The sequence below is a fragment of the Aequorivita aquimaris genome, from assembly GCF_001573155.1.
Lineage (GTDB): Bacteria > Bacteroidota > Bacteroidia > Flavobacteriales > Flavobacteriaceae > Aequorivita > Aequorivita aquimaris.
The window spans coordinates 119,835-136,887 of sequence record NZ_JRWG01000005.1; the positions used below are offsets into that span (position 1 = coordinate 119,835).

The 17,053-nt window shown below is 40.5% G+C and carries 18 protein-coding genes; 12 read left to right on the forward strand and 6 right to left on the reverse strand.

Annotation, left to right across the window (positions count from 1 at the left end; genetic code table 11):
* Nucleotides 1–57 precede the first annotated feature (57 nt).
* Nucleotides 58–1,806, forward strand: coding sequence for a M14 family metallopeptidase (locus LS48_RS09460; RefSeq protein WP_062622305.1), 1,749 nt, complete (start codon nt 58–60; stop codon nt 1,804–1,806).
* Here the strand turns inward: LS48_RS09460 and LS48_RS09465 are convergent.
* Complete coding sequence (locus tag LS48_RS09465) at nt 1,768–2,397, reverse strand: NUDIX hydrolase (protein WP_062622426.1); 630 nt, start codon at nt 2,395–2,397, stop codon at nt 1,768–1,770. The two genes, LS48_RS09460 and LS48_RS09465, sit on opposite strands and share 39 nt — an antisense overlap.
* A gap of 7 nt (nt 2,398–2,404) precedes the next feature.
* Between LS48_RS09465 and pyrE the strand changes: the two genes are divergently transcribed.
* Together pyrE and LS48_RS09475 are read left to right on the forward strand one after the other, a co-directional pair.
* The gene (gene pyrE / locus LS48_RS09470; protein WP_062622306.1) at nt 2,405–3,046 is read left to right on the forward strand and encodes an orotate phosphoribosyltransferase; all 642 of its coding nucleotides are present in this window, start codon (nt 2,405–2,407) and stop codon (nt 3,044–3,046) included.
* A 60-nt stretch (nt 3,047–3,106) separates the two neighbouring features.
* A complete protein-coding gene (locus tag LS48_RS09475) occupies nt 3,107–3,499 on the forward strand; it encodes a hypothetical protein (protein WP_062622307.1) in 393 nt (130 codons plus the stop codon).
* Between the two features lie 62 nt (nt 3,500–3,561).
* Here LS48_RS09475 and LS48_RS09480 read toward each other — a convergent pair whose 3' ends face one another.
* Nucleotides 3,562–4,293, reverse strand: coding sequence for a biotin--[acetyl-CoA-carboxylase] ligase (locus LS48_RS09480; protein ID WP_062622308.1), 732 nt, complete (start codon nt 4,291–4,293; stop codon nt 3,562–3,564).
* Between the two features lie 90 nt (nt 4,294–4,383).
* Between LS48_RS09480 and rsfS the strand changes: the two genes are divergently transcribed.
* The 6 genes from rsfS to LS48_RS09510 all read left to right on the forward strand — a co-directional run bounded on the left by rsfS (nt 4,384) and on the right by LS48_RS09510 (nt 9,197).
* A complete protein-coding gene (gene rsfS, locus LS48_RS09485; RefSeq protein ID WP_045080690.1) occupies nt 4,384–4,755 on the forward strand; it encodes a ribosome silencing factor in 372 nt (123 codons plus the stop codon).
* Between the two features lie 17 nt (nt 4,756–4,772).
* Nucleotides 4,773–6,728, forward strand: coding sequence for an ATP-dependent zinc metalloprotease FtsH (gene ftsH / locus LS48_RS09490; protein WP_045080691.1), 1,956 nt, complete (start codon nt 4,773–4,775; stop codon nt 6,726–6,728).
* Nucleotides 6,729–6,841: 113 nt separating this feature from the next.
* Nucleotides 6,842–7,456 (forward strand): LUD domain-containing protein, encoded by a 615-nt coding sequence (locus LS48_RS09495; RefSeq protein ID WP_045080692.1) that lies wholly within the window; start codon nt 6,842–6,844, stop codon nt 7,454–7,456.
* A gap of 1 nt (nt 7,457) precedes the next feature.
* On the forward strand, nt 7,458–8,291 hold the full coding sequence (locus LS48_RS09500; RefSeq protein WP_045080693.1) for a phosphatidate cytidylyltransferase: 834 nt from the start codon (nt 7,458–7,460) through the stop codon (nt 8,289–8,291).
* Nucleotides 8,281–8,931 (forward strand): phosphatidylserine decarboxylase family protein, encoded by a 651-nt coding sequence (locus LS48_RS09505; protein WP_045080694.1) that lies wholly within the window; start codon nt 8,281–8,283, stop codon nt 8,929–8,931. Before LS48_RS09500 ends, LS48_RS09505 begins: the two co-directional genes overlap by 11 nt.
* Complete coding sequence (locus LS48_RS09510) at nt 8,931–9,197, forward strand: acyl-CoA-binding protein (protein ID WP_045080695.1); 267 nt, start codon at nt 8,931–8,933, stop codon at nt 9,195–9,197. The genes LS48_RS09505 and LS48_RS09510 overlap by 1 nt, the downstream gene beginning before the upstream one ends.
* Here the strand turns inward: LS48_RS09510 and LS48_RS09515 are convergent, their stop codons facing one another.
* Nucleotides 9,198–9,440, reverse strand: coding sequence for a hypothetical protein (locus tag LS48_RS09515; protein ID WP_045080696.1), 243 nt, complete (start codon nt 9,438–9,440; stop codon nt 9,198–9,200).
* Between the two features lie 100 nt (nt 9,441–9,540).
* Nucleotides 9,541–12,171, reverse strand: a complete 2,631-nt coding sequence (locus LS48_RS09520; RefSeq protein WP_062622309.1) for a valine--tRNA ligase — start codon at nt 12,169–12,171, stop codon at nt 9,541–9,543.
* Nucleotides 12,172–12,300: 129 nt separating this feature from the next.
* Between LS48_RS09520 and LS48_RS09525 the strand changes: the two genes are divergently transcribed.
* Nucleotides 12,301–12,696 (forward strand): DUF1573 domain-containing protein, encoded by a 396-nt coding sequence (locus tag LS48_RS09525; RefSeq protein ID WP_062622310.1) that lies wholly within the window; start codon nt 12,301–12,303, stop codon nt 12,694–12,696.
* A gap of 56 nt (nt 12,697–12,752) precedes the next feature.
* Here LS48_RS09525 and LS48_RS09530 read toward each other — a convergent pair whose 3' ends face one another.
* Nucleotides 12,753–14,081 carry an aspartyl protease family protein gene (locus LS48_RS09530; RefSeq protein ID WP_078056414.1) on the reverse strand — a complete coding sequence of 443 codons (1,329 nt, stop codon included), beginning with the start codon at nt 14,079–14,081 and terminating at the stop codon, nt 12,753–12,755.
* A 114-nt stretch (nt 14,082–14,195) separates the two neighbouring features.
* On the opposite strand from LS48_RS09530, the gene LS48_RS09535 reads away from it, so the two are divergent.
* Entirely contained in the window at nt 14,196–15,386 is a 1,191-nt protein-coding gene (locus LS48_RS09535; RefSeq protein WP_062622312.1) for a pyridoxal phosphate-dependent aminotransferase, read from the forward strand.
* Entirely contained in the window at nt 15,386–16,399 is a 1,014-nt protein-coding gene (gene murB, locus LS48_RS09540; RefSeq protein ID WP_062622313.1) for a UDP-N-acetylmuramate dehydrogenase, read from the forward strand. Before LS48_RS09535 ends, murB begins: the two co-directional genes overlap by 1 nt.
* Here the strand turns inward: murB and LS48_RS09545 are convergent.
* On the reverse strand, nt 16,396–17,022 hold the full coding sequence (locus LS48_RS09545) for a fasciclin domain-containing protein (RefSeq protein ID WP_062622314.1): 627 nt from the start codon (nt 17,020–17,022) through the stop codon (nt 16,396–16,398). The two genes, murB and LS48_RS09545, sit on opposite strands and share 4 nt — an antisense overlap.
* Nucleotides 17,023–17,053: the final 31 nt, after the last annotated feature.

A 17,053-nucleotide genomic window follows, 5' to 3' on the forward strand; every position in this document is an offset into this window, starting at 1 on the left:
TACCACAGCCCTCAAAATGTTTTTATGCCTTTACTATATTTGTGAATATTATTTTCGATGAAAAAAACACTACTACATTTCAGTCTGCTTTATTTACTGTTTTGTTTCGCACTACAGAACATTTCGGCACAAAATTTAAACACTACTTTTGAAACTTCAAACGGCCTACAAACTGCACCCTATGAAGAAGTAATTGCATATTATTTGGCACTGGAGAAGAAATTTCCCTCCATCACTGTTTTTGAAATGGGCCAGACCGATAGCGGCTTGCCGCTTCATATCGTGGTATTCGATCCACAAAATAAAAAACATTCAAAAGAAAATTTTTCAAAAAACGGAAGAAATCTATTATTGATAAACAACGGAATACATCCGGGAGAACCCGACGGGATTGACGCAACAATGCTTCTTTTTAGAGATTTTGCCGAAAATAAAATCATCCCTCCCCAGAATACAATCATCGCGGCGATTCCCGTTTACAACATTGGCGGTGCTTTAAACCGAAACAGCACAAGCCGCACCAATCAAAACGGTCCCGAGGAATACGGGTTTCGCGGCAATGCGAGAAATTATGATTTAAACCGTGATTTTATAAAAAAAGACACAAAAAATGCTCGGGCTTTTGCGGAAATATTCCATTGGCTAAATCCAGATTTGTTTATAGACAACCACGTGAGCAACGGCGCCGACTATCAATATGTGCTCACGCACCTTTTTACACAGCACGACAAATTGGGCGGAGATTTGGGCACCTATCTGCACACTTCCTTTATGCCGCAATTGGAAGATTCATTGCTTCGAAAAAAATGGGACATTACGCCTTATGTAAACGTTTTTAACCAAGTGCCAGAAAAAGGGTTCTCGCAATTTATGGATTCGCCGCGTTACGCCTCGGGCTATACCACGCTATTCAACACCTTAGGCCTTACGGTGGAAACTCATATGCTAAAACCCTACAGACAAAGGGTGGATGGCACATACGAACTGATGAAGAGCTTTATAAATATTGCCGATAAAGACGCCGAAACAATAAAAACCCTTCGAAAAAATGCTTTGGAGAAATATAAAGTTGGCAGCTACTACCCCCTTTCCTGGGCAGTGGATTCCTCGAAAACCTCGACTTTAAAATTTAAAGGTTTTGAAGGAAAAATGGTACCAAGCAAAGTTACAGGGGCAGAAAGGTTGAAATATTTCCGTGACAAACCGTTTACGAAAGACGTTACATATTACAATCATTTTAAGGCAACGGATTCCGTAACAATTCCTTCGGCATATATTGTCCCGAAAGGATATTGGAATATTATTGAGCTTTTGAAGTTGAACAAAATTGAATTTTCGGAATTTTCAAAAGACACGATAATTACTGCGGAAGTTTATCACATAAAAAGTTTTGAAACCGTTAAAAATCCTTTTGAGGGACATTACCTTCATTATAAAACGGAAGTAAGAAAAAGCACAGAAAATGTTTCAGTAAAAGAAGGTGATATTTTGGTCAAAACCCAGCAGCCCGGCGTTCGCTATCTTTTGGAAACTTTGGAACCTTCAGCTCCCGATTCGTTTTTCAACTGGAATTTTTTCGACGCAATCCTGCAACAAAAAGAAGGTTTTTCGCCCTATGTTTGGGAAGATATGGCTGAAAATTTTCTGAACGAAAACCCCGAAATCAAAAAAGAATTTGAGCGCAAAAAGATGAGCGATCCCGCATTTATGAATAATTGGTATGCGCAGCTGGACTGGATACACAAGCAATCGCCCTATTACGAAAAATCACACCTTCGGTATCCGATCGTTCGGGTGGGTGGTTAAATATTCTTTCGGAAAAAGCAACTTAATATTTTCATAGGAATTCTGCAAAGCCCTTTGGGATTTTTCAAAATCCTTCCATTTTACTTTTTTAATGCCCTCTTCAGGCTCGGGAATTAGCGGCCCATCATAATCACTGAACATTTCGTACCAGTAGGTTATTTTTAGCCGGAATTTATCATTGCGGGTAAAAACATGGTACGTAGTCATCAAAAAATCGCGGATTTCGAGATCCTTCACCCCTGTTTCTTCGATAACCTCGCGAACGGCTGCCTCTCGATGGGTTTCTCCTTTTTCTATTTTCCCTTTTGGGAGGTCCCACTTTTTATTTCTTCGTATAAAAAGAATTTCCTTCTTGCTGTTATAGACCAGTCCACCAGCGGCTTCCACGACTTTTATTTTTTTTCGAAGAAAACGCTCAAGTTTTTCCGCATTTTTGTGGTACAGGTTAACATAAAGCAGTTCGCCGTTGTTTATTTTTTTTACCAACTTTTTAAAACGAGCCTGTTTTAAAGGAATGGTGGTGTAATGCTCCCCAATATTTTCTTCAGTTGAAAGAATAATGGGAATATCTTTTACAAAAACTTTATACATTTGCACAATGATATTAAACAAAGAAACGGCGCAAAAAACCGCTGCCTTACTATTGCAAATTAATGCAATAAAATTGCAACCACAAAACCCTTTTACGTGGGCGTCGGGATGGAAATCTCCAATTTACTGTGACAATCGCATTACACTCTCCTATCCGATGATTCGGAATTACATCCGCGAGAACCTCGCAAAACAAATTGAGGAACTGTACGGAAAGCCCGAAATGATTGCCGGTGTAGCCACTGGCGCGATAGGAATTGGCGCTTTGGTTGCCGATTATTTAAACGTTCCTTTTTGCTATGTGCGTCCCGAAGCAAAGGGACACGGCCGCCAAAATAAAATTGAGGGGCATCTGGAAAAAAACACAAACGTTGTTGTTGTTGAAGACCTCATCAGCACCGGAAAAAGCAGTTTGTTGGCCGTGGAAGCTTTAAAGGAGGCCAATGCGAACGTGAAAGGAATGCTTGCCATTTTCAGTTACGGTTTTGATACTGCCGAAGAAAACTTTAAAAAGGCAAATGTTACCCTAAACACTTTGAGCAATTATGAAATGTTGCTGGAAGAGGCCGAAAAATCCAAATATATCAATTCTGAAGAAGCTGCGCTGCTTTCTGAATGGAGGGAGAATCCTGCTGTTTGGGGGCAATAATGTTCAGTGTTCAGTCGCAGTATCCAGCACTTCTAAACTCATAAACTCATAAACTCATAAATGAAACTAAACAGCAAAAAAGTAACCACCCAAAAATCCGCAGCAGAACTTTGTGATTTTTTGGCCGATGTAAGGAATTTCGAAACATTGATGCCCGAGAACATCAGCAAATTTGAAGTGATCAGAGAAAATGCTTTTGTATTTGCTTTAAAAGGCATGCCCGAAATAGCGTTGGAAGTAAAAGAAGTTGAAAAGCCAAACAAAGTAGTTTTGGGCGCAATCAGCGATAAAATTCCGTTTACGTTAACCGGAAATATTGAGGAAATTTCTGAGAACGCATCAACTGTTGAACTTCATTTTGAAGGCGAATTTAACGCGATGATGGCAATGATGGTAAAAGGGCCTATTTCAAAATTTATAGATACGTTGGCATCCAATTTGGAGCAAGTTTAAACAAACTTCAGCTTTCTCCCGCAAGTGTGAGTGAAGGGAAAGTTTTTTATTCGTTTTCAATTTCAAAAAATTAGTTTTACTTCTTTCAACTGAAATTTTCGTAAGCCTTCATTTTCGGTATCCACCAAAAGCTCGCCGATATTAGACACGCCTTTTATTATTCCATTGAAACGTGAATTTTCGGAAGTTTCAAACACTGAAACCTTTCCCTTTTGGAATAAATTTTCCTCGTAAATGGGTTTCATTTCTGAAAAATCGAAAGTTGAGAGTTTTTTTAGTTTTTCGAGCATATTTCTCAGAAGTACATCCTGCAATTCTTCAAGCTGGAATGTCTCACCTGTTTCAAGCTTCATTGAACTAGCCTGTGGCAGTTCGTGGAAGTCGGTTTCATTCACATTGATTCCCACTCCTATAATCGCATATTTAACAGTGTTTCCCGTTAATACGTTCTCTATTAAAATACCGCCAATTTTTTTATTGGCTGACAATATGTCGTTTGGCCATTTGATACTTAATTTGGGCACATTTAGACTTTGAAGCGCCTTCAATATAGCTAAAGATACTGCCATAGAAACCCAAAATTGCCTTTCTATTTGTAGCTTATCAAAAGCTTGAAATACACTAAATGTAAGGCTTTGGCCTTCCTTGGAGAGCCACCCATTCCCCATTTGGCCACGCCCCGCAAATTGTCTTTTGGCCACCACAATGGTGGGGTTTGGCAATTGCGTTTCTTTTGCCAATTGCTTTAAGTATGTATTGGTAGAATCGATGGCATTAAGTTTGATTATCTTCAAAACGATAATTATGTTTAGTATTACGCCTTTTAAGGCGCTTCAAGAAACAAAAAAGTAATAACTTTGCACAATAGAAAAGAAAAATAATTAATGCAGAAAAAACAAGCAGGAACAGATCAACTTATTGCTCAAATAATACGAGGGATTGAAGATGTTAAGGGAAATGATATAGAAATTCTTGACCTAAGAGATATAGAAAATACCGTTTGTGACTATTTTATAATATGCAATGGTACCAGTAACACACAGGTGAATGCCATTGTAAATTCCGTTCAGAAATCAGTAAGCAAAGCACTTAAGGAAAAACCGTGGCACGTTGAGGGCAGCGACAACGCGGAGTGGATACTTATGGACTATGTGCACGTGGTAGTGCATGTTTTCCAAAAGCACATTCGCGAGTTTTATGATATTGAGGGGCTTTGGGGCGATGCAAAATCGGTTAAAATAGAAACAACACATTAAAAAAAGAAAATTGCCTTATGGCCGAAGAAAATAAAAATAAAAAGAACGAATCGAAAAGACCGAAACCTAGCTATTACTGGATTTACGCGGCAATAATTCTATTGTTTTTCGGTATCCAAATCTTTGGGGGTGGAAGTTGGTCGCAACCCGAGAAAACGAATCAAGCAAAGTTTGAAGAGTTTCTGAGAAATGGGGACGTTGAAAAAGTGGATGTCATCAATAAGAAAATTGCGAAGGTATATCTTACCGATGAAGCCAAAAAAAAGGAAATCCATTCCAGCAAAACCAATGCCCCTTCCTTTTTGGAACCAGGGCCGAACGATCCCGATTATCAGTTTGAATTTGGCGATTTACAGCTTTTCCAAGAGGATTTTCAGCAGATTAAAACAGAAAATGGATTATCTACTCCGCTAAATTTTGAAACAGACAATAATGTTTGGGGTGATATCTTAATGGGCATCCTGCCCTTCGTAATTATTATCGCTATTTGGATTTTCATCATGCGAAGAATGTCTTCAGGTGCTGGAGGTGGCGCTGGAGGACAACTTTTCAATATAGGAAAATCAAAAGCCAAGCTTTTTGACGAAAAAACAGATGTAAAAACTTCATTTAAGGATGTTGCCGGACTTGAGGGCGCCAAAGAAGAAGTTCAAGAAATTGTGGATTTCTTAAAGCAACCTGAGAAATACACCTCCCTTGGGGGTAAAATCCCTAAAGGAGCACTGCTTGTAGGTCCTCCAGGTACGGGTAAAACACTTTTGGCGAAGGCCGTTGCTGGCGAAGCTAAAGTACCGTTCTTCTCACTTTCCGGTTCAGATTTCGTTGAAATGTTTGTGGGCGTGGGTGCTTCCCGCGTGCGCGATCTTTTTAAACAGGCGAAAGACAAATCACCCGCAATTATTTTTATTGATGAAATTGATGCCATTGGCCGTGCCCGTGGAAAAAATAATTTCTCGGGAAGTAATGACGAGCGCGAAAACACACTGAACCAGCTGCTTACAGAAATGGACGGCTTTGGAACAAATACTAATGTTATTGTACTTGCCGCCACCAACCGTGCCGATGTATTGGACAAAGCTTTAATGCGCGCCGGCCGTTTCGATAGACAGATTTATGTAGATCTACCAGACGTACGTGAGCGTAAGGAAATTTTTGAAGTGCATTTGCGCCCGATAAAAAAAGATGATGATTTAGATACAGACTTTCTTTCAAAACAAACTCCGGGCTTCTCTGGAGCTGATATTGCAAACGTTTGTAACGAAGCAGCTTTGATTGCCGCCCGAAATGGTAAAAAATCTGTTGGAAAGCAAGACTTTTTAGATGCCGTGGATAGAATTGTTGGCGGTCTGGAAAAGAAGAACAAGATAATGACCATGGACGAGAAGCGCGCCATTGCGTTTCACGAAGCGGGACATGCAACCGTTAGCTGGATGCTCGAGCATGCTGCGCCTTTGGTAAAGGTTACTATAGTGCCTCGTGGACAGTCACTGGGAGCTGCGTGGTATTTACCCGAAGAAAGATTAATTATTCACCCAGAGCAGATGCTTGACGAAATGTGTGCCGCCCTTGGGGGACGCGCTGCGGAAAAGGTGATTTTCAACCGTATTTCAACCGGAGCATTGAGCGACCTGGAAAAAGTGACAAAACAAGCCCGCGCAATGGTGACCATCTATGGCCTAAATGAAAAAATAGGAAACCTTACCTATTACGATAGTAGCGGACAGTCTGAGTATAACTTTTCAAAACCGTATAGTGAGAAAACTGCCGAACTGATCGATAAGGAAATTTCAGCGTTAATTGAAGGACAGTACCAACGCGCCGTGAAGCTTTTAGAAGAAAACAAGGACAAATTGACCGAATTGGCAAACGTTCTTCTTGAAAAAGAAGTGATATTTAAGGACAATCTCCAGAAGATATTTGGCGACCGCCCTTTCGAAAAACCAGAAGAGGCACCCAGAGTGGCAACTAGCTAATGTTGCCATTTTTGGTTTCGTCCTTAAACTTTGTTTGGCCCGTAACAATACTTCAGTATAGATTTTATATATTTGAAGTTTAACGCAAATATGAACTCCTCAATTCATTATTAATGAGTCTATTCAAAAGACTTTTAAACCCTAATTACAAAAAATCGGAAGAGAAGGCCAAACGTGCCGAAAAAGCCGAACACAGCAGTTATTACCCAGAACAAAAACTTCCCATTGACGAAAAATTCACCTATAATTTTAAAAACAACGGGGGCAAATTTATTTACTGTGAAAATTGGGAAGAGGTTACCGAGGCTTTTGATAATATAATGCTTGAGAATGATTGGTATGAACAGGACGTTTTTTGCGTGAACGATATGCTTACCAAAAAATTTGATGGTTTTAATCTAAACTTCACCAAAAACACAGACTCAAAATTTTTCCTTTCCACGTGCGAATCCTTGGTCTCGAATAACGGCTCCATATTACTTTCGTCAAACCAAATAAAGGAAAAGAAGTTGAAGGAGCTTCCCTTCAATGTTATTATTTTTGCTACCACCAGCCAAATTGTGGATACCATTAGTGAAGGTTTGCGGATTATTAAAAACCAAAGTTCCGGTTCCATTCCCAGTAACATTACTACCATTCAAGACTTTGAAACCGAAAAAGAAAAGGATTTTATGAGTTATGGAAGTAGCACAAAAAACCTATATTTGTTGCTACTGGAAGACTTATAATATGAAGGAAATTCTCGTACGGACCCTTTCGGGCGTATTATACATTTCGATTATCATTTTTGCAATGTTTACTTCGCGCGAATGGTTTATGGGGCTCTTCTTTGTTTTGGCAATCATTACTTTAAGCGAATATTTAAAACTGGTGCACCTTACCAGCTATCTTGCCTATTTTCTACTTGCGGCCGCCTTTTACTTTCTGAGCTATGACGTTTTTGCCGATAATGCTGTTTATCTTCTTTTGATCTTAAGTGGCTTCGTCAATCTTTTTTTGTTGAAAGACGTATTGTGGACAAGCAAAATCCCAATGTTTGAGAAGAAAAAATACATTACCGTGATATTCTACATTATTAGTGGCTTTGTTTTTCTCACTCTTATTCCTGTAATGAATATAGACGGCGAGTTTATGCCAGAAATAATTATTGCGGTTTTTATATTGGTTTGGAGCAATGATACTTTTGCCTACCTCATCGGTTCAAAATTTGGAAAACATAAACTGCTGGAGCGCATTTCTCCCAAAAAGACCGTTGAAGGTTTTGTGGGCGGATTGGCTGGCGCTCTTTTGGCAGGATTTATTATCTTTAAAGTACTGGAAGGTTACAATCCGCTGGATGCTGAAAAGTATCCACTATGGGTTTGGATAGTCATGGCAGTTATTGTGTCTATATTTGGCACCATCGGCGATTTGATTCAATCAAAATTCAAAAGGCAGGCAGGAGTCAAGGACAGTGGAATTATTATGCCGGGCCACGGTGGCTTATATGACAGGCTTGACAGCATTATTTACGCCAGCCCATTTGTTTATGCATTTTTATTAATTGTTGACAATGTTTCATAAAGAAGGATTCAAAATTATATTTATTGCGCTCGTAATCGTTATCGCGCTTAGTCTTTTGGCGAATGTGTTTGTTGAAAACCCAACCATTCGCGGAGGAATTATTATTTCGTTGATTATTCTTTTGCTATTGGTACTCCAATTTTTCAGAAATCCAAAGCGAAACTTTTTGGTGCATCCGGAGCGCGTCCTATCTTCCGTTGATGGAAAGGTGGTAGTGATTGAAGAAGTTTTTGAGAAGGAATATTTCAACGATAAGAGATTGCAGGTATCAGTTTTTATGAGTCCAATAAATGTTCACGTAACCCGCTATCCCGTTGGCGGAAAGGTGGTTTATAGCAAATATCACCCGGGTAAATTCTTGGTAGCTTGGCACCCAAAATCTTCCGAGGAAAACGAACGCACCACGGTAGTGGTAAATAATGAAACGTTTGGAGATGTGCTTTTCAGACAGATTGCCGGCGCCATGGCCAAACGAATCGTAAATTACGCCGAAGCGGGCCAAGAGGTAGAACAGGCCTCTGACAGTGGTTTTATAAAATTTGGATCGCGCGTGGATATCTTTCTGCCGCTGGATGCAAAAATTAAAGTAGCCTTAAACCAAAAAGTTAAAGGTGGAATTTCAATAATTGCCGAAAAATAATGACTTCAGAAGAGCTTGATATAGCATTTAGAAATGCCGTGAAGAGCATCAATGAGCACACGGAACCTTTTCCCGCAGATGTACTATTGCGGTTATACGCCTACTACAAACGGGCAACGAATGATGCCGATATTCCCAGTGGCGGAAAGCCGCATATCTCGGCATTTAAGACCAACGCACTTTTCCAAACGCGCGGTCTTACCGAGGACGAGGCCAAACAACTCTACATTGAGGCCGTTAATCAATACTTTTTATACCGAAAGTAATTAGGCCTGCTGGGCTTTGTTGAATTTTATCTCGTACTCCTCAATAGCCTCCCTAATCTTTTCCACATTTTCTGAAGCGCGTTCATGTGCGCCCTCCATTGCTTTTTCAAGGTCCTTATCGGGATGTTGAAATAAGTCGGTAATCACGTGGTTAATCTTGTCGATGATACTTTTTTGGCTGTTTTTAATGTCCTCCAATTTGTGGAGCATCGACTGCATTTGTTCATACTTTGCTTGGTCCATAATTGTTCTGTTTTGAAGCAAGTTACACTCAAATACATCTGAAAATGAATAAATTAACCTCGATTTAGAATAAATTAAGAGATTTTAACGCCTTCAGAGTTTACTTCAGTCCCGCCAAACTTGCCTTCAAAGTTTCAATCTTTGCAAGCGCATCCGCTTCTTTTTGTCTTTCCAAAGCAACCACTTGTTCCGGAGCGCCGCTCACAAAACGTTCGTTCTTCAGTTTGCCCTGCACGCTTTTTAGAAAACCTTCGGTGTATTTCAATTCTTCGGAAAGCTTTGCCATTTCTTCTTCAACGTTAATTGCCCCAGCAATCGGTATAAAATATTCGTTGCTCTTTACACGGAAAGTCAATGCCCCGTCCAGTTTTTCTGAGATGTAATTCAATTCTGAAATATTGCCGAGTTTTGAAATCACGGCGTCAAATTCCTTAGAAGCATTGTCATTATTAAGAACCGAAAGTTCTATCGTGTCTTTAAAGGAAATGTTTTTCTCTTTGCGAATGGTTCTGATCCCTGAGATTACTTCGGAAGCAAATTCGAAATCCTTTATGATTTTTTCATCAAAAGCTTCCTGTTTTGGCCATTCTGAAATTATCAAAGCTTCAGAAATGTCGCGCTGGGTAATATGTTGCCAGATTTCTTCTGAAATGAATGGCACAAAAGGATGTGATATTTTCAAATTATCTTCCAAAACCGAAATTACTTCGAGATACGTTTTTTCAGAAATCTTTTCGCCAAAAGGTGGTTTTACCATTTCCAAAAGCCACGAACAGAAATCATCCCAAATCAATTTATAGGTTGCCATTAAGGCATCGCTGATGCGGTATTTGCTGTAATGGTCTTCAATCTCGGCAAGCGTTTTTTGGAATTTGCTGCGGTACCATTTTAGGGCAATGATGTCGCTTTGCGATTGCTCCTTTTCCAAATCAACTTCCCAGCCATCAATCAAACGGTAAGCGTTCCAGATTTTGTTCACAAAGGCACTCCCCTGTTTGCAAAGGTCTTCGTCAAACATTAAATCATTCCCCGCAGGTGAGCTCAAAAGCATCCCCACGCGCACGCCGTCGGCTCCGTAGGTATCCATCAAATCAATTGGATCTGGCGAGTTACCCAGCGATTTGCTCATCTTTCTACGCTGCTTATCGCGAACAATTCCCGTTAGGTACACATTTGTAAACGGTTTTTCATTTCGGTATTCATAACCTGCGATAATCATTCGAGCAACCCAAAAGAAAAGAATTTCGGGCGCGGTAACGAGGTCATTGGTTGGGTAATAGTAATTTATTTCTTTGTTGTCTGGCTCTAAAATTCCATTAAATACTGAAATAGGCCATAACCAAGATGAAAACCAGGTGTCCAAAGCGTCCGGATCTTGGGTTAAGTCGGTAGCATTTAATTGGTCATTACCTGTTTTTTCTTGCGCTAATTTTACCGCTTCTTCAATAGTTTCCGCAACAACAAAATCCTCTTTTCCATCTCCATAGAAATAGGCAGGAATTTGCTGCCCCCACCACAATTGGCGGGAGATGTTCCAATCGCGCACGTTTTCCATCCAGTGACGATAGGTGTTAACGAATTTTTCGGGAACTAAGTTTACGTCTTTTTCCAGCACGGCATCCAAAGCAGGTTGCGCAAGCTCCTTCATTTTAAGAAACCACTGATCGCTCAGTTTTGGTTCTATCACAGCGCCGGTTCTTTCACTGGTCCCAACCTTGTGCATATGGCTTTCAATTTTTGAAACCACGCCCATTGCTTCAAGTTCCTTTACAATTTCCTTGCGAACTACAAAACGATCTTTTCCTTCGTAATGAAGACCGAAACTGTTTAGGGTTCCGTCATCATTGAGAATATCAACTATTTCAAGATTGTGCTTATCGCCAAGCATTTTATCATTCTCATCGTGGGCAGGTGTAACTTTTAGACACCCTGTTCCGAATTCCACATCAACATATTCGTCTTCAATGATTGGAATTACACGATTGCAAACCGGAACGATGGCTTTTTTTCCACGAAGGTGCGCAAAACGCTCGTCATTTGGATTTATGCAGATCGCGGTGTCACCCAAAATGGTTTCCGGGCGCGTGGTGGCGATGGTTAAAGTTTCATCGCTGCCATCAATTTTATAATTTAGGTAATAGAGATTGCCTTGTTTTTCTTCGTAAATAACTTCTTCGTCAGAAAGAGTGGTCTTTGCCTGTGGGTCCCAATTTACCATTCGGTAGCCACGGTAAATATTTCCTTTTCGGTATAGGTCAACAAATACCTTTATCACCGAAGCTGACATATCTTCATCCATGGTGAACTTGGTTCGTTCCCAATCGCAGGAGGCGCCGAGTTTTTTCAACTGCTCTAAAATAATCCCACCGTGCTTGTGGGTCCATTCCCAAGCGTGTTCCAAAAATTCCTCGCGTGTAAGGGTCGCTTTGTCTATTCCTTCGGCTTTCAATTTTGCTACAACTTTGGCTTCGGTAGCAATGGAAGCGTGGTCCGTGCCCGGTACCCAGCAAGCATTAAAGCCCTGCAAACGCGCACGGCGAATCAAAACATCCTGTAAAGTATTATTGAGCATATGGCCCATGTGCAGTACTCCGGTAACATTCGGCGGCGGGATGACGATGGTGTATGGCGTTCTTTCGTCCACTTCAGAATGGAAATATCTATTCTCCATCCAGTAGCTATACCACTTGTTCTCAGTCTGTTTTGCATTGTATTTTGCCTCTAAAGCCATACTTTGGTCTGGTATTTGTATAATGAGTTGCAAAAGTAAATATATCTAAAGGATAATAAAAGTGAATAAGTTATTTTGCTTGTTGTTCAAAAGTTATATACTTTAGCAATCATTAAAAAACACAAAATCATGAAAAAATTAGCTCTAATGGCTCTTGTTGCCTTTATCGGTTTTGCCGCACAGGCGCAACAAGCAAAAATCAGTTTCAAGGAAGATACTGTGGATTATGGCACTATCGCAAAAGGCAGTGACGGCGTTCGCGTATTTGAGTTCACTAACACTGGCGATGCCCCGCTTATTATTAGTGATGTAAAGTCCAGCTGTGGCTGTACTGTCCCCAAAAAACCAAGTGGTCCTATTGCCCCAGGAGCAAGTAGTACTATTGAGGTTAAATATGACACTAATCGTGTTGGTCCAATTCGGAAAACGGTTACGGTGTATTCAAACGCAAGCGAACCAATGGTAGCTTTAAAAATAAAAGGCGAAGTTATGAGCGACTCAGCAAGCGTTCTGGAAAAAAGCTAATAAAACTACACTTTATAAAAAGTCCGGTTGAAGTTAAAATTCAACCGGACTTTTTTTTAGAATACGCTTTTAAGATTGAACTTGAATTTGTTTATATAATCGCCTCTTTTAATTTCCAGCGAAATTTTTTTGCCTTCATCTGAAGAAAATATTTCAATCAATTCATAAAGTTTATACTGATAGCAAGGCTTACCGTTTATAGTTAAAACCTCATCCCCTTTTATAACGCCTGCAATCGCAGCAGGCGAACCTTCGCGAACATCGGCCACAACATATTTTGGAACCAAGGAAAAATGCACCTCAGTTGTAATGGAAATGCTATTAACGGTAAGGCTTTCATTTTGGTTCATCCTATTGGTATTCACACTTGCCTGTCGCTCTTCCTTCACAAGTTCAAGACCTTCGTGTTCCAAAGTAATACCACTCATATTATAATTAAAAGGTTCTTTAAATTTTCGGTTTTTTTTAAAGCGAACTATCTTATTTGTATAATCAAATGTAACCGTAAACCTACTTAAAAACCCTCCCCCAACGCTACCGTCGCGTTCTTCATAATTGCGTGCTTTGAGAATTGCCTCCTCTTCAGGAAAGGATGTGTTAACTTCATTTAAATTAAAACTGCCCACAGATAGCCTTGGAATTCTCGTGCGTTTTCCGAAAATATTGCCGCTCAGTCCTAAGCCCAAAAAATCCTTAAAATAATTTGGAGGAGACTCTTTGATGAAATCGGCCTTGTCAAAAAGCCACATTACATCGCTGGATCCAGAATCTACCAAAAGCGTTACTTCTTCCATAGCGTTTTTAGATTCAACTTGTAGGGAGATATAAGGTTTCCCGCCCACAAAGTTTATTGGCAAATCCTCACATTTTTTGCACGGCTTTAGACTGTATTTCTTAGGGTTATATACAGTTATAACTTCCGCCGCATAATTGATTTTCACAATAAAATTCTGAAAAAATTCATTTCCCAGAATACCGTGAACCGGTATACCCATTCGGGGCGAAAAGTTTAGTGTACTATCAAAAATTATGTAAAGGTCATGGTCGTTATCTATCGCACTACCCACTTTTACTTTATTGTTCAAGCTTCTTAAAGCCTCTACCGCCCCTCCCGCGCCGAGGCCCTGCAGCATAACCGGAGTGGTATTTCGGAGCTGGAGACTGTCTGCTTCTTCTAAACTAAATAGAATAGTCGATTTTACACCCGTATCAAGAATAAAGGAAAGCGGCGTGCCATTGATTTCTATTTGAACAATGGACAGATTATTTACCAGTTTGAAAGGAATTTTGTCCCTCTTTTTATCTGACTGAAGAAAAAAGCCTATTTGCGCCACCGAAGCAACCGAAAAACAAAGAAAGAACAGAAGTACAAGGGCTTTACGCAAAATTTTAATAGTTTTTTTGAAAACACTTGAAGATATAAAAAAAAGCCGAATGTTGTTTCAGGCAGAGTGATTTTATAAAATATATTTTGCAACTTTGCCACAAACAATTTCATTATGCCGACAGTTTCACATAAAGGGAAAAACATGCCAGAATCACCTATCAGAAAGCTGGTTCCCTACGCCGAAAAAGCCTATAAAGCAAACAAAACCGTTTACCACCTTAACATAGGCCAGCCCGATATAAAATCGCCTGAGATTGCTATGGATGCTGTGGCGCACCACCATTTGGAAATTCTTGCTTATACTCGCTCTGAAGGTTCGCAGGAATACCGTGAAAAAATTGCAGATTATTATAAAAAGAACAGCATTGCGGTTGAGGCCAATGACATTATCGTAACAACTGGCGGAAGTGAGGCCCTGCTCTTTGCTATGGGAAGCATTGCCGATGCAGGCGATGAAATAATTATTCCCGAACCATTTTATGCAAATTACAACGGTTTTGCCACGGCATCTGATGTAAAAATTGTGCCCGTCATCTCAAAGATTGAAGACAATTTTGCCCTGCCGCCAATTTCGGAATTTGAAAAACTGATTACCCCGAAAACAAAGGCAATACTTATCTGTAACCCCGGAAATCCAACAGGGTATCTCTATTCAAAAGAAGAAATACAGACCTTGGCCAAAATCGTTAAAAAACACGATCTGTTTTTGGTCGCTGATGAAGTATATCGCGAGTTCACCTACGACGGCTATAAACATTATTCAATTCTCGAAGAACCAAGCTTGGCCGAAAACGGAATCATCATCGATTCGGTTTCAAAAAGGTACAGCATGTGTGGCGCGCGCATTGGTTGTTTGGTTTCAAAAAACAAACAGGTTATCGCAACTGCCTTAAAATTTGCGCAGGCGCGTTTAAGTCCGCCCACCTTTGCCCAGATTGCAAGCGAAGCGGCATTGCAGACGCCCCAAAGTTACTTTGATGAAGTAATCACCGAATATCAGGATAGAAGAAATACTTTGGTTGCCGCCCTCAAAGCCATTCCCGGCGTACAAGTGGGTGAGCCCAAAGGCGCTTTTTATTGCATTGTCCAACTTCCAATAAAAAATAGCGATGCCTTTGCACAGTGGCTTTTGGAGGAATTTGACGACAATGGCGAAACCATCATGGTCGCTCCCGCCGCAGGTTTTTATTCCAGTCCCGGGGTTGGATTGAACCAAGTGCGAATTGCTTATGTTTTGAAAAAGGAAAGCCTTATCAGAGCGGTCGAAATCTTAAAACTTGCGCTTCAAAAATATAAGGATTGATGCGGGTTGAAGAGAACAAATCGCTTAAAAACCACAATACTTTTGGCATAGCTTGCAATGCGCGTTATTTTGTTTCGGTTGAAACTATTGACGAACTGAAACAGGCTCTTTCAGAAAAACCTTCAAAAGAGCTTTTCATTCTCGGCGGCGGAAGTAATATGCTGTTGACGGGCGATTTGGACGCGTATGTTCTTCACATAAATTTAAAGGGAATTGAAATTTTAAAGGAAACCAAAACCGAAGTTTGGGTAAAAGCAATGGCCGGCGAAAACTGGCACGAGTTTGTTCAATATTGCATCGCGAACGATCTTGGCGGCCTGGAAAACCTTTCTTTGATTCCCGGGAACGTTGGCACGGCGCCCATCCAAAACATTGGTGCCTATGGCGTGGAGCTAAAAGATACATTTGTAAGCTGCAATACGGTTGAAATTGAAACCTTAAAAGAAAGGGAGTTCACAAAAGCCGAATGTGACTTTGAGTACCGAAATTCAATCTTCAAAAATGAGGCGAAGGGAAAGTACATTATTACCAGCGTAACTTTCCGACTGACCAAAAAGAATCACAAAACGAGTATTTCTTACGGCGATATCCAAAAGATTTTAGCCGATAAAAATATTGAAACCCCTTCAATAAAGGACATTTCGGAAGCGGTAATCGCCATTCGCCAATCAAAACTTCCCGACCCGAAAGTATTGGGCAACAGCGGCAGTTTCTTTAAAAATCCGGTTGTGGATGCTGAAACCTTCCAAGAATTCCGAAGAAATTTTCCCGAAGCTCCTTTTTATGAAGTTTCGCCTACGGAATTTAAAATTCCAGCAGGCTGGCTTATTGAAAAAGCAGGATTTAAAGGCCAGCGTTTTGGCGATGCGGGCGTCCACAAAAATCAAGCGTTGGTTCTCGTAAATTACGGCAACGCCACGGGCAAGGAAATTTGGCAGCTCGCCATGGAAATCCAAAAAAAGGTAAAGGAAATGACCGGAATCTATATTGAGCCGGAAGTAAACGTTTTTTAATTCGTATTCAACAGGGCATCAACTACGTACACAACGCCATTGGACCCTCCCACGCTGCCTTTAATCACCTTCGCGTTCACGCCCTTCCCATTAGAGACCATAAGCCCTTCCCCGGATTTTGTTACGGTGAGCGTAGTGCCGGCAAGCGATTTCAGTGTCGCCTTTCCGCTTTTATCCACGGTTTGCAGCAAGGTTGATTTGTCATAATTCCCTTCTACGATATGCGATTTCAGCATTGTTATCAACTGTTCCTTGTTTTCGGGGTTTGAGTAGAAATTTCGCTTTTCAGCAGGTAGTGATTCAATAGCTGTATCTGTGGCGCCAAAAACCGTAAAAGGCCCAGAATTGTTGGAAAGCAAATCCGTCAATTCGGCGGTAACAAGGTAGCTCGCAAATCTCTTTAAATAGCCATCGTTCATTACTCGGGCCATCACACTTTTTATAACCGCAATGTCCTGTTCGGTCAAATCTCTCTTTGCCGCCCTCTTTTTTGGCAGTTCCGGAGCGGCGTCAACAGCTACGGATTCGATTTCCTTTTTATCTGGATTTTGGGAATCATTTTTACATGAAAAAGTGAGAAGTGCAACGAGTGAAAGAATTAAAAAAGTAGTCGGTTTTAACATCGTTAAATTATTTAAAATTGAGGCTAAAAAT

Coding starts and splice junctions, on each gene's coding strand:
- rsfS (WP_045080690.1), top strand. CDS start 4,384: ATGCAGAAAAAACAAGCAGGAACAGATCAACTTATTGCTCAAATAATA.
- LS48_RS09495 (WP_045080692.1), top strand. CDS start 6,842: ATGAGTCTATTCAAAAGACTTTTAAACCCTAATTACAAAAAATCGGAA.
- LS48_RS09460 (WP_062622305.1), top strand. CDS start 58: ATGAAAAAAACACTACTACATTTCAGTCTGCTTTATTTACTGTTTTGT.
- pyrE (WP_062622306.1), top strand. CDS start 2,405: ATGATATTAAACAAAGAAACGGCGCAAAAAACCGCTGCCTTACTATTG.
- murB (WP_062622313.1), top strand. CDS start 15,386: ATGCGGGTTGAAGAGAACAAATCGCTTAAAAACCACAATACTTTTGGC.
- LS48_RS09500 (WP_045080693.1), top strand. CDS start 7,458: ATGAAGGAAATTCTCGTACGGACCCTTTCGGGCGTATTATACATTTCG.
- LS48_RS09475 (WP_062622307.1), top strand. CDS start 3,107: ATGAAACTAAACAGCAAAAAAGTAACCACCCAAAAATCCGCAGCAGAA.
- LS48_RS09465 (WP_062622426.1), bottom strand. CDS start 2,397: ATGTATAAAGTTTTTGTAAAAGATATTCCCATTATTCTTTCAACTGAA.
- LS48_RS09535 (WP_062622312.1), top strand. CDS start 14,196: ATGCCGACAGTTTCACATAAAGGGAAAAACATGCCAGAATCACCTATC.
- LS48_RS09520 (WP_062622309.1), bottom strand. CDS start 12,171: ATGGCTTTAGAGGCAAAATACAATGCAAAACAGACTGAGAACAAGTGG.
- LS48_RS09525 (WP_062622310.1), top strand. CDS start 12,301: ATGAAAAAATTAGCTCTAATGGCTCTTGTTGCCTTTATCGGTTTTGCC.
- ftsH (WP_045080691.1), top strand. CDS start 4,773: ATGGCCGAAGAAAATAAAAATAAAAAGAACGAATCGAAAAGACCGAAA.
- LS48_RS09545 (WP_062622314.1), bottom strand. CDS start 17,022: ATGTTAAAACCGACTACTTTTTTAATTCTTTCACTCGTTGCACTTCTC.
- LS48_RS09505 (WP_045080694.1), top strand. CDS start 8,281: ATGTTTCATAAAGAAGGATTCAAAATTATATTTATTGCGCTCGTAATC.
- LS48_RS09510 (WP_045080695.1), top strand. CDS start 8,931: ATGACTTCAGAAGAGCTTGATATAGCATTTAGAAATGCCGTGAAGAGC.
- LS48_RS09515 (WP_045080696.1), bottom strand. CDS start 9,440: ATGGACCAAGCAAAGTATGAACAAATGCAGTCGATGCTCCACAAATTG.